This is a genomic window from Streptomyces sp. NPDC102514 (genome assembly GCF_055584525.1).
Genome location: NZ_JBVJLW010000024.1, coordinates 34,926 through 46,951 on the forward strand (window position 1 = coordinate 34,926; position 12,026 = coordinate 46,951).

At 71.4% G+C, this 12,026-nt stretch carries 10 protein-coding genes and 1 tRNA gene; 8 read left to right on the forward strand and 3 right to left on the reverse strand.

The features are described from left to right. Positions 1-59: 59 nt before the first annotated feature. On the reverse strand, positions 60-2,846 hold the full coding sequence (locus tag ACZ60E_RS40560) for an SUKH-4 family immunity protein (RefSeq protein WP_469447167.1): 2,787 nt from the start codon (positions 2,844-2,846) through the stop codon (positions 60-62). A gap of 7 nt (positions 2,847-2,853) precedes the next feature. Beyond that, positions 2,854-3,849 (reverse strand): SMI1/KNR4 family protein, encoded by a 996-nt coding sequence (locus ACZ60E_RS40565; protein WP_384815497.1) that lies wholly within the window; start codon positions 3,847-3,849, stop codon positions 2,854-2,856. A 248-nt stretch (positions 3,850-4,097) separates the two neighbouring features. Between ACZ60E_RS40565 and ACZ60E_RS40570 the strand changes: the two genes are divergently transcribed. Both ACZ60E_RS40570 and ACZ60E_RS40575 read left to right on the forward strand, forming a co-directional pair. After that, a complete protein-coding gene (locus ACZ60E_RS40570; RefSeq protein ID WP_384815500.1) occupies positions 4,098-4,601 on the forward strand; it encodes a YwqJ-related putative deaminase in 504 nt (167 codons plus the stop codon). Positions 4,602-4,722: 121 nt separating this feature from the next. After that, positions 4,723-5,226 carry an SUKH-3 domain-containing protein gene (locus ACZ60E_RS40575; RefSeq protein ID WP_384815501.1) on the forward strand — a complete coding sequence of 168 codons (504 nt, stop codon included), beginning with the start codon at positions 4,723-4,725 and terminating at the stop codon, positions 5,224-5,226. A gap of 24 nt (positions 5,227-5,250) precedes the next feature. Here the strand turns inward: ACZ60E_RS40575 and ACZ60E_RS40580 are convergent, their stop codons facing one another. Further along, the gene (locus ACZ60E_RS40580) at positions 5,251-6,588 is read right to left on the reverse strand and encodes a sensor histidine kinase (protein ID WP_384815503.1); all 1,338 of its coding nucleotides are present in this window, start codon (positions 6,586-6,588) and stop codon (positions 5,251-5,253) included. A gap of 259 nt (positions 6,589-6,847) precedes the next feature. Here ACZ60E_RS40580 and ACZ60E_RS40585 point away from each other — a divergent pair. The 6 genes from ACZ60E_RS40585 (at position 6,848) to ACZ60E_RS40610 (ending at position 11,924) form a co-directional block, all read left to right on the forward strand. Continuing rightward, positions 6,848-6,919: transfer RNA gene (locus ACZ60E_RS40585), tRNA-Gln, on the forward strand. 117 nt (positions 6,920-7,036) lie between these two features. Beyond that, complete coding sequence (gene glmU, locus ACZ60E_RS40590; RefSeq protein WP_469447170.1) at positions 7,037-8,530, forward strand: bifunctional UDP-N-acetylglucosamine diphosphorylase/glucosamine-1-phosphate N-acetyltransferase GlmU; 1,494 nt, start codon at positions 7,037-7,039, stop codon at positions 8,528-8,530. 126 nt (positions 8,531-8,656) lie between these two features. Further along, entirely contained in the window at positions 8,657-9,628 is a 972-nt protein-coding gene (locus ACZ60E_RS40595; RefSeq protein ID WP_107015616.1) for a ribose-phosphate diphosphokinase, read from the forward strand. A gap of 411 nt (positions 9,629-10,039) precedes the next feature. Further along, on the forward strand, positions 10,040-10,621 hold the full coding sequence (locus ACZ60E_RS40600) for a 50S ribosomal protein L25/general stress protein Ctc (protein ID WP_384815509.1): 582 nt from the start codon (positions 10,040-10,042) through the stop codon (positions 10,619-10,621). Positions 10,622-10,739: 118 nt separating this feature from the next. Next, a complete protein-coding gene (gene pth, locus ACZ60E_RS40605) occupies positions 10,740-11,351 on the forward strand; it encodes an aminoacyl-tRNA hydrolase (RefSeq protein ID WP_469447172.1) in 612 nt (203 codons plus the stop codon). Between the two features lie 75 nt (positions 11,352-11,426). Then, positions 11,427-11,924, forward strand: a complete 498-nt coding sequence (locus ACZ60E_RS40610) for a hypothetical protein (protein WP_384815515.1) — start codon at positions 11,427-11,429, stop codon at positions 11,922-11,924. Positions 11,925-12,026 lie beyond the last annotated feature (102 nt).

Sequence of the window (12,026 nt, forward strand, 5' to 3'; positions counted from 1 at the left end):
TCAGACGGAAGTGTTCATAACACGACACTCCGCGCATTCCACCGCCCGAATGCGGTCCGTCAGAGCAGGCCGTCCCACATCTGCTCCAGCAGCACCGACCACCAGCTCTCCGGCGACCCGAGGGCCGCCGGGTCGATCGCGGCCAACTGCGCCTGGAAGTCGACGGTCCAGCGCCCCGCCTGCTCCTGGTTGAGCCCGAAGCGGAGCCGCCACATACGCCCCAGCAGCGCGAGACTGCGCGCGAACTCGGGCAGCCCCGTGTTCACGAACTGCGGCGGTACGGGAGCACCGCCAGGGCCCGCCTCCACCGGCACGGCCACGATGTTCGCGGTCCCGTACTGGACGCAGATCGCCTTGCCGAAGTCACTGCCCATGACGAGGTACGAGCCCGCGTCGGCGCCCGGCTGGATGCCACGCTCCTGCGCCAGTTCGGCGAGCGTGGGCACCGGCCGGCCCGGCTGGGCCTGCGCCCAGAAGAACGGGTTCATGTCGACGGGCAGCCCGGCCACCACCAGGGTGTGCGCCACGATCGGCGGTACCCCCTGCCGGGACACGGCCGCCTGGTCGAACCGGAACAGGCCGGGCCCGAAGGCCGCCGCCAGCTCCTGCCCGATGGCCTCCGGCGGGATCGGCGGCGCGGACTGCACCGGCGGCAGCGGCGCCCGTACGGGACCGGGCCGGGCCGGACCGTCCGCGACCTGGTGCAACTCACCCTGGTGCGCGAGCAGTTGGGCCATGCCCTGCTGACGGCTCGCATGGTCGGTGCCGTACGAGGCGATGCTCGTGATCCGCGCCTGCGGCCAGCTCTCCCGGATCATCCGCGCGCAGTACGCGCCCGGCAGCTCGCAGGACTCCAGCTCCGTGTGCAGTTCGAGCACCTGCTGCGGCGGCACGTTCATCGCCCGCAGCTCGTGCAGGATCTGCCACTCCGGGTGCGGGGTGCCGGGCGCGGACCGCCGGATCAGCTGCTGCTCGCTGCCGTCCTGGGCGCGGTAGCGCAGCACCGCCTGGTAGCCGGGGCCGACCGTGGGCTGCCCCTGCTGCGGATAGCCGTAGGCCGGGGGCTGCTGACCGGGACCGGGCTGTCCGGGCATCGACTGGCCCGGGAACGGCTGCTGCTGTCCCGGGAACGGCTGCTGGCCGCCCAGGTGCGGGGCGGGCGGCGGCATACCGGGCGCACCGGGCGCGGGGGGCGGCGGCGGAGCCGTACCGGGCCCACCGACCGGCGGACCGGCCAGCATGGTCGCGGCATGGTGCACACCACCGGGCGGCGTACCACCCGGAGCACCGGGACCACCCGGAGCACCCGGGGCGCCAGGTGCACCCGGGGCGCCGGGCGCACCGGGAGCGCCCGGGGGCTGCGGAGCACCGGGGCCGCCGACCGCAGGCCCGGCGAGCATGGTCGCGGCATGATGCACACCACCGGAACCACCCGAACCGCCCGGAGAACCGGGGGAGTTGGGCGCACCGGGAGCACCTGGAGCGCCGGGAGGCTGCGGAGCACCCGGACCGCCCTGCGCACCCGGCACCTCCGGCCCGTCCGGGCCGAGCTGCGAGACGAACTGCGTCGGTACGTATCCACCGGCCGGTACGCCCGGCGCACCGGGCCCGGACGCCGGAGCGGGACCGCCCGGCCGCGCACCCGGCGTACCGGGCGCCCCGGGAGGCGGCGGCGTACCGGGCGCGTTCGCACCCCGCGCGCCACGCGGCGGACCCTGCGCCTTGCTGGTCGCCGCGTCCGCGATGTCACCGGCGCCCGGCGGCAACGGCCGCCCCGGCGCACTCGGAGCGGGCGGCTGCCGCGAAGCGTCGGCGGCGGGCGGCTGCGGAGCGCCCTGCGGATAGCCGTACGAGGGCGCGCCCGGAGGGGGCGTACCCGGCGTACCCGGCCCGGCGTTCTGCGGATGGCCGTACGAGGGGGGCCCGGCCGGCGCCGCACCGGACGGTGCCGGCTCGCCGAGGGCGGGCGTGACACTCGTGCGCGGCAGCTGACTGCCGCCCGAGATCAGCTTGGTCCTGGCCTCGGGCTCGGCCTCGGGCGGCGTACCCCCGGGCCCGACATCGCGGATCTGCGGCGCGTACACCGTCGCCGGCAGCGGCACGGAACGGTCGTCCCCCGCCTCGGCGTTGGTGTCCGTACCGGCCCACGGAGTCGCGTCCGCGGGCACGGCGGCGGCACCGGAGGCGCTCCCTCCGGCCGCGGGCCACGCCGTGCCACCGCTCGGAGCGGCGGGCGCAGGCGAACCGGCGGGCGGCCCCGGCAGCGTCTCGGGCAGCGAACCCACGGAACCACCATGAGCGCCAGGAGCGGCAGGGGCCGCGGGAATCGCGTCGGACGGCGGAACGGCGTCCACCGGAGAAGCCGCATGAGCGGCGGGAACCGCGTCACTGACCTCGGCGGCGGGCCGCGACCCGGCACCGTCCGACGGCCTGCCCGCAGCCCCGCCGGACGTGGCGTCCCGGCGGTCCGGGATGCCCATCCGGTCCGCCGCCTCCTGCAACCACTCCGGCGGAGTCAGCAGGAACGACGTCTGGTTGAGGTCCACACGCGCGGGCGGCGCGGGCGCCGGATCGGGCACCCCCGCCGACACGCCGTACTCCTCCTCGTACCGGCGGATCACCTCGCCCACCGGCAACGAGGGCCACAAGGTGGCCTCCCCGCTGTCGCGCGCGATGACGAGCCGCTGGGCGCCGCCGTCGGAACGCGGGCCCTCGGCCCGGTCCTCCGCCCACACCACGAAACCGAGTTCGAACTCCCGGACCCGCACCTCACGGTGCTGGTAACCGGGCACGTCTGCGTTGATCCATTCCTCGGCGCGCTCCTGCGCCTGCGCGAAGGTCACCATCGGACGCTCACTCCCCCACCGAAGACACGGCGGACACCGGTACCGCCGTCGCGAAACCGCCGTCCACCATCAGGTTCGCCACCGTCTCCAGCTCGGGCGGATTGCCCGCGAGCCGGGACAGGAACTGATCGAAGTCGTCACCACAGGGCAGCAACAGCCGCTGTACGCGCTCCGCGGGCGGCCACTCGTCCTGGTCACGGGCGTCGTCGAACGCGCAGAACCACACCGAACCGATCCGGTCGCCCTTCACCTTCACCGCGAGCAGCCCGCCCTGCACGAAACCGACTCCCAGATAGTCCTTGGTGAGATGGTCCCGCAGGCACTTGTTGACATAGACGAGGTCGTTGACGGCCGCCTCGTCCCGCACCGTGAAGAACGGCTGGTCGACCAGCAGCCCCAACTCCGCGTCCAGCGCGGCCCCCACCGGCGCACACCCGCCGGCGGCCTTCAGGAAGGAACGGTACGCCCCCGGCAGCCGGTAGCCGAGATCCTCCTCGACGCCCTGCACCTGCTGCTCGGTCACGGCGACCGCCGCCTTCGGCAGCCCGAAATGCGCGGGACGCGTCTCCTGCAGCGGCCGGGTGCCACGCTTGTCCTGGTCGACCACCGCGGTCGCGAGACCGCCGTGATGCCGCAGCAGCGCCTTCACCTCGACCGGCACCAGCTCCAGCCGGCGCGTGCGCGGCACGTGGTGCCACGTCCAGCCGTGCGGAGTCGCCACCGCCGGGATCGTGTCCCACAGATCATGTCCGGAAGCCGCCAGCGCGGCGTTCGCCGACACGTAGTCGGTCAGCCGCAGCTCGTCGACACCGAACCCCTCGGGCGGTTCGGCGATCTCCGCGGCCGCACGTGCGTAGAACGAGAAGTCGGGGTAACCGACCTCGTCAACACGTACCCCTCTCGGGTGACGTGCCGCCCGCACCGGATCCGGGAAGTGCACGACCTGCCCGGCATAGGCCGCGTTCGGCGGCGCGGCCTGTTGCCCGAGCCGACCTGTCGTCATGGCGGTTGCCCCCTGCGGCGTAATGAAGGATCGCGGATGTCGACAGCCTATGCGGTGCGGCGACACCGGTCACCGGGCCTCCTGTTCCATACCGGCCAAGGGCCCTCCGGTTCCGTGACCTGCCGTCATCGAGCCGTGACGGTACGACGAGACCGCGCGTGTCGCACCGCCCCAGCTTCCGCACCAGCCCCGGAGTTTGGCACTCTGTCGGAGCACCGGGGGATGCGGTAAGGGGAGGAAACAGGACGATGAGCGCAACACACATGGGTACCTCCGGGGATCCGCGGGTCGGCTGGAGCAGCAGCGAGGCGCCCGCCGCCCCGGTCCTCCTGCACCGGCGCGACGGCATACTCCCGACCATCGCCGCCGCGCTCTCCGTACGGGGCGCCACCCTCACCGGCACCGCGGGCCGCGGCGACCAGCCACCACCCCTGCACCCCCTCGTACGGGACTTCCTCGACACCCTCACCAGCGGCCAGCGCGACCGCTTCACCGGCCGCTGCGCCGAGGCGATCCTCATCTCCCGCCACCTCTCCACCGCCGACGCCGCCCGCTCCAAACGCGCCATCCGAAAACCCATGACCAACGGCGAGGCCAGAAAATCCCTCAAGCAGGCCAAACTCACCGCCCGCCGCATCCGCGAGGACGGCGACCCGCTGCACGGCAGCTTCGCGCAGCCCTGCCGCGCCTGCACCGCGCTCAGCGCCCACTTCGGCGTACGCATCGTCGACCCGACCACCCAGGAGAAGTGACGGCGCAGCCACCACCGACAGCGGCCCCCGACCCGCACGAAGGCGCCGCCGACACCACCAGAAACAGCCGACCGGAACACCGCACCACCACACGGCGGCTCAGACCGATCGCGAAGGGCAGATGCACACCGACCGCACCGCCGCCACCTCGACCACCCGCTTCTCCGTCCAGGTCGACGCCTCACTGCGCGACGCCGGATGGCAACCGGGCCGCTGGGACATAAAGCAGGCCGAATTCTGGGCCGACGCCCTGCGCGGCCACGAGTCCCCCGCGGGGCACCGCCACGCCGTGTTCCCGGCGGCGGTCGAGGCATGGGCGGAATTCGGCGGGCTGCGCATCAGCACGGCCGAGGCGGGCCGCCAGATCGCCTCGTCCCCCCTGCACGTGGACCCCCTGCACGGCCTCCACATGGCCCGCACCCTCGCCGACCTCGGCAGAGCCCTGGACACCGAGGTCGCCCCCCTCGGCGAGGAGACCGACAGCAGAGCCCTGCTCGCCATCGACATGGAGGGCCGCGTGTACACCCTGGACCACACGGGCGACTGGTACCTCGGCGCCGACATGGACCAGGCCCTGGCCACCCTCATCGCAGGCCGGGAACCGGTCCGCCTGACCGCGGGCTGAACCGGCACCACCGCCCGTCCGGGCTCAGCCCCCGGCCGGAATGACCGCCGACACCCGGAACCCGCCCGCGTCCGTCGGCCCGGACACGAACACCCCGCCGAGCCCGACGACCCGCTCCTTCATCCCCAGCAGGCCGTTCCCCCCACTGGGCAGCCTGGCGTCGGACGCGGCCCCCGGCTCCGGCGGCGGACCGTTCTCCACCTGCATCGCGATCTCCGCACCCCGATGCGCCAGCCGCACCCGGGTCTTCGCCCCCGCCGCATGCTTGTGGACGTTCGTCAGCGCCTCCTGCACCACGCGGTACGCCGTCTGCTCCACCATCGCCGCGTACACCCGCGTCTCCCCCTCCACCGAGAGATCGACGACCATGCCCGCCGCGGCGGACTGCCCCACCAACTCGTCCAGATCGTCCAGACACGGACCGTCCGACTCCTCCTCGGCGGCCCGGGACGCGGCGGCAGCGGCGGCGGCAGCCGCCCCCACGGCCGCCAGCGGCACCGCCTGCACCGGCCCGGACCCGTACCCCGCACCCCGCACCGACCCGTCGCCCGACCGCAGAACCCCCAGCATCTCCCGCAGCTCGGTCAGCGCCTGGCGCCCCATGTCACCCACCAGCGAAGCGTTCTTCACCGCCTTCTCGGGATCCTTGCGGGCCACCGCCTGCAACGCCGCCGCGTGCACCACCATCAGACTCACCCGGTGCGCGACCACGTCGTGCATCTCCCGGGCGATCCTCGTCCGCTCCTCGTTGCGGGCCCACTCCGCCCGCTCCTCGGCCCGCTCCGCCAGCAGCTGCAACTCCCGCTCCAGGGAATCGGCCCGCTCCCGCAGGCTCTCCATCAACCGCCGCCGCGCCCCCACGTACAGCCCGAGCAGTACGGGCGGAGCCGTCATCCCGAGCGACGTCGTGATCGACACGAAGGGCACGAACCAGTCCCCCAGCGCCACATCCCCGCGCACCATCCCCTGATGCGCCCGCACATACGTGACGATGAGCATCCCCACCATCGACATCCCGGCCAGTGCCCCGATGATCCGCCTCGGCAACTCGGACGCCGCCAGCGTGTACAGCCCGACGAGTCCCATCAGGAACCCCATCTGGGCCGGCGTGATCGCGATCGACACCAGCACGACGGCGATCGGCCACCGCCGCCTGAACAGCAGTACGGACCCGGCGACGGCCCCGAACAGCATCCCCACGGGCACCGGCACCCCCGCCGCCCCCGCGAACGGAAATCCCTCTATCGCACACTCCACGGACGACACCAGCGCGAGGCTCCCGTCGAGCACCGCGCTGCGCCACCTCGCCCACCACCACGGCCCCGCCAAGGCCGCGGTGTGGTCTTCCCCCGTCGTGGTCATGACTCCAGCCTACGGTCGCCGCCCGCCCCTTTTCCGGTGAGTTTCCCGTACTGGCCTACACCACTCCCCGTAATCGAACAGAAGCGAAACGGCCCGTTATCCCTCGAACTGCTGAATCGCTCGCCGTTCGACCCGGAACCCGTGATCCACTCACCCCCGGTGTACCGATCCGTACCGTCGCACCGAAGGGTCTTGGTACGGCATAGTGTTGGGTGCCAACTCGACGGCCGACCATATGTCCGGCTCCCGTCGGTTTCCATCCCCCGTGGTGTAATTGGCAGCACTGTGGCTTTTGGTGCCATCTGTCCGGGTTCAAGTCCTGGCGGGGGAGCTGTGGACGTCCGGGCCCTGACAGCACTGTCAGGGCCCGCTCTCATGTCGCTCCTGAAACGCCCCGGTATCCTGCGGATGTCCGCACCCCAGACACCAGTAGCCGAAAGGCATATCCGTGAGCGCCAACCTTCCCCAAGCTCTCGGCTCCGGAGCAGGGGAGACCCCACCCGCAGCCGTCGTCGTTCTCGCAGCGGGTGAGGGCACCCGTATGAAGTCGGCCACACCCAAGGTCCTGCACGAGCTCTGCGGCCGTTCCCTCGTCGGTCATGTGCTCGCCGCGGCGGGCGAGTTGGATCCCGGGAACCCCGACAAGATCGTCGTCGTCGTGGGTCACGCCCGCGAGAAGGTCACCGATCACCTCGCCGGAACCGCTCCCGGCGTCCGGACCGCCGTACAGGCCGAGCAGAACGGCACGGGGCACGCCGTGCGGATGGGCCTCGAAGAGCTGGGCGGCGTCGTCGACGGCACCGTCGTGGTCGTCTGCGGCGACACCCCCCTGCTCACCGGCGCGACCCTCCGGAAGCTCGCCGCGACCCACACGGGCGACGGCAACGCGGTCACCGTGCTGACCGCCGAGGTGCCGGACGCCACCGGCTACGGCCGGATCGTCCGCGACAGCGCCTCCGGCGCCGTGACGGCGATCGTCGAGCACAAGGACGCCTCCGACTCCCAGCGCGCGATCCGCGAGATCAACTCCGGTGTCTTCGCGTTCGACGGGCAGCTCCTCGCGGACGCGCTCGGCAAGGTCCGTACCGACAACAGTCAGGGCGAGGAGTACCTCACGGACGTCCTCGGCATCCTCCGGGAGGCCGGGCACCGTGTCGGCGCGGCCGTCTCGGACGACCACCGTGAGATCGCCGGCATCAACAACCGCGTGCAGCTCGCGGAGGCCCGCCGCATCCTCAACGACCGGCTGCTGCGGGACGCGATGCTCGCCGGCGTGACCGTCGTCGACCCGGCCTCCACGTGGGTCGACGTCACCGTCACCTTCGAGCAGGACGCGATCGTGCACCCGGGCACCCAGCTCCAGGGCGCCACGCACCTGGGCGAGGGCGCCGAGGTCGGCCCCAACACCCGCCTGAACGACACCACGGTGGGCGCCGGCGCCCGCGTCGACAACACGGTCTCGAACGGCGCGGAGATCGGCCCCCAGGCGAACGTGGGCCCCTTCGCGTATCTCCGCCCCGGCACCCGCCTCGGCCTGAAGGCCAAGGTGGGTACGTATGTGGAGACGAAGAACGCCACCGTCGGCGAGGGCACGAAGATCCCGCACCTCTCCTACGTCGGCGACGCCACCATCGGCGAGTACTCGAACATCGGTGCCGCGAGCGTCTTCGTGAACTACGACGGCGAGGCCAAGCACCACACCACGGTGGGCTCGCACTGCAAGACGGGTTCCGACAACATGTTTGTGGCTCCTGTCACCATCGGGGACGGCGCCTACACCGCGGCCGGCTCCGTGATCACGAAGGACGTACCGCCCGGTTCGCTGGCCGTGGCCCGTGGCCAGCAAAGGAATATCGAGGGCTGGGTGGCCCGCAAGCGTCCCGGCAGCGCTGCCGCGAAGGCCGCGGAGGCGACATCCCGGGAGGCCGGCGGCGAAAGCTGACCGGAAAAGGTCGGGTCTGACTCGGGCTACCGTGATAGACGCACACCCGCACATCCAGCTGAGACCGCAACTGAGAACTCAACTCATCTCGACATCCAGCTGAGACACCTCTGAGGAGACAGTGCTGTGACCGGGATCAAGACGACCGGCGAGAAGAAGATGATGTTCTTCTCCGGCCGCGCCCACCCCGAGCTTGCCGAGGAGGTCGCCCACCAGTTGGGTGTCGGGGTCGTTCCGACGAAGGCCTTCGATTTCGCCAACGGTGAGATCTACGTCCGCTACGAGGAGTCGGCCCGCGGCGCCGACTGCTTCCTGATCCAGAGCCACACCGCGCCGATCAACAAGTGGATCATGGAACAGCTGATCATGATCGACGCTCTGAAGCGGGCCTCCGCCCGGAGCATCACCGTGATCATGCCGTTCTACGGTTACGCGCGCCAGGACAAGAAGCACCGTGGGCGTGAACCGATCTCGGCACGTCTGGTCGCCGACATGATGAAGACGGCCGGTGCGGACCGCCTCCTGACGGTCGATCTGCACACCGACCAGATCCAGGGCTTCTTCGACGGCCCGGTGGACCACCTGTTCGCGCTGCCGCTGCTCGCGGACTACGTGGGCCACAAGGTGGACCGCTCGAAGCTCACGGTCGTGTCCCCGGACGCCGGCCGGGTGCGGGTGGCCGACCGCTGGTGCGACCGCCTCGGCGCGCCGCTGGCGATCGTGCACAAGCGCCGCGACAAGGACGTCGCGAACCAGGTCACCGTCCACGAGGTCGTGGGTGACGTCGAGGGCCGCGTCTGTGTCCTGGTCGACGACATGATCGACACCGGTGGCACGATCTGTGCCGCGGCGGACGCGCTGTTCGCGCACGGCGCGGAGGACGTCATCGTGACGGCGACGCACGGTGTGCTGTCGGGTCCGGCGGCCGACCGGCTGATGGCCTCGAAGGTCAGCGAGTTCGTCTTCACGGACACCCTGCCCACCCCGGGTGAGCTGGAGCTCGACAAGATCACGGTCCTGTCGATCGCGCCGACGATCGCGAACGCGGTCCGCGAGGTGTTCGAGGACGGCTCGGTGACGAGCCTCTTCGACGAGTAGTCGAGGACGGGCCGGACCGATCGGTCGCGGACCGGCCTAGGCCCTGTCGTCAAATTCCCGCCTGCCGGGCGACGCCTGGCACGCACTCTCGCTGCACCGGGCGAAAGCCCAAGTACGTCCAGTACGAGGCCTTCCGCCCGGCACTCCCCCAGCCTCCGGCCGGGGGGACCCCCAGAGCACGCACCAGACGCCGCCCGGCCCGCCCTCCGGGCGGACGTCGGGAATTTGACGACAGGACCTAGATCAATTTCTTGTGCGGCCTCCCCGCCGCGTAAGCTGTCACAGTTGCTCGGCGAGGGAGGCCGCACTCTTTGGTGCGGCGGTCCGTTATCGACGCGCTCTTCGTAGCAGGCCGATGGTTCGGCCGGGTGACTTCCTTTCCCTGGCTTCCCTGTTCTACGAGGAGTGACCATGCCCGAGGTCAAAATCGCCGCTGAGACCCGCACCGAGTTCGGCAAGGGTGCGGCGCGCCGCATCCGCCGTGAGGCCAAGGTTCCCGCCGTTGTGTACGGCCACGGTGGCGACCCGGTCCACATCACCCTGCCGGGCCACGAGCTCCAGCTCGCCCTGCGTACCGCCAACGTCCTGCTGACCCTGGACATCGAGGGCAAGACGCAGCTCGCGATCCCGAAGGCCGTCCAGCGTGACGCCATCAAGGGCTTCCTCGAGCACGTCGACCTGCTTCTGGTGAAGAGCGGCGAGAAGGTCAACGTCGAGGTCTACGTGCACACCGAGGGCGACCTGGCCCCGGGCGCGTTCCTGCTCGAGCACGTGCTCAGCACCCTGACGGTCGAGGCCGAGGCCACGCACATCCCCGAGTCGGTCACCGTCTCCATCGAGGGCCTGGAGGCCGGCGCCTCCATCCTCGCCAAGGACATCCCGCTGCCCGAGGGCACCACGCTGGCCATCGACGAGGACGCGGTCGTGCTGCAGGTCCTGGCCGCCCAGGCCGAGGAGGCCGACGACTCGGCCGCCGAGTCCACCGAGGCCTGATCCCGCACCGGATCACCACTCACCGGCCGCCGCTCCTCCGGGGGCGGCGGCCGGCGCGCATCTACGCTCAATGACGGCCTGACGACGACCGTCGATCGATGACTGCGGTCAAGGACCCATGGGAGTGACGGACGTGACCACGGAACCAGGCGCCCCCTGGCTGATCGTGGGGCTCGGAAACCCCGGCCCCGAGTACGCCATGAACCGCCACAACGTGGGCTTCATGGTGGCCGACCTCCTCGCCGGGCGGATCGGCGGCAAGTTCAAGCGGGCGGGCAAGGCGCAGGCCCAGGTGGTCGAGGGGCGGATCGGCCCGCCGGGTCCGCTGAACCGCCGGGTGATCCTGGCGAAGCCGATGTCGTACATGAACCTGTCGGGTGGTCCGGTGACGGGTCTGCGGGACTTCTACAAGGTTCCGACGGCGAACATCGTGGCCGTCCACGACGAGCTGGACATCGACCACGGCGTGCTGCGGCTGAAGCTGGGCGGCGGCGACAACGGTCACAACGGGCTGAAGTCGATGACGAAGGCGATGGGTCCGGAGTACCACCGGGTCCGTTTCGGGATCGGGCGTCCGCCGGGGCGGATGCAGGTCGCCGACTTCGTGCTGAAGGACTTCTCCGCCGCGGAGCGCAAGGAGCTGGACTACTTCGTGGACCGGGCCGCGGACGCGGTGGAGGCTCTGGTCGTCGAAGGCCTGGAGCGGGCGCAGTCGGCGTACAACTCATGACATTGCGGTAATTGACCCCTGCCTGAATCCGGCGGGAGTTGACCGACCGCACAAGCATGGCCAAGGATCGCCGCCATGCCCGCCCATTCCCATGCCCGCGCCTCCCGCCCGAAAGCGGCCACGGCGCTGCGGTTCGGGCAGCTCGCGGCGATGGGTACGGTCGCGGCGCTGATCCTGATCGCGGGCGTCTGGGCCTCCTGGGGCACCGCCCAGCACGTGATGCTCAGCAAGGGCCGTGAACGCGGCACGATGACGGTCACCAAGTGCGCCGACGACCACTGCACGGGCCCGTACCGGCCCACGTCGGAGGGTTCCACGGCGCGGGACCGGGTCGTCCTCGACAGCGAGGTGGCCGTGGAGAAGGGCCGCACGTACACGGTCGTGGTGAAGCCCGGCACCGACGAGGTCGTCCGCGCGGGCACCGGCGGTCTGCTCTACGCCTGGGTGCCGCTGGGCGGCGCGCTGATGCTCGCCTCGGTGGTGGTGGCGGGCGGTCTGGGCAGGACCCGGCTGGGCTGGGTGCTCGGCGGGGCGGGCCTGACGCTGGTGACGACCGCGTTCCTGGCACTCTGACACCCTCCCTTCTCCTCTCCTGCCAGCAAGCAGGCAGGCAGGCAAAAGGGCGCCGGGGTGGTCCGTTGAGGACCACCCCGGCGCCCCTTGTTCGTGCCGTCC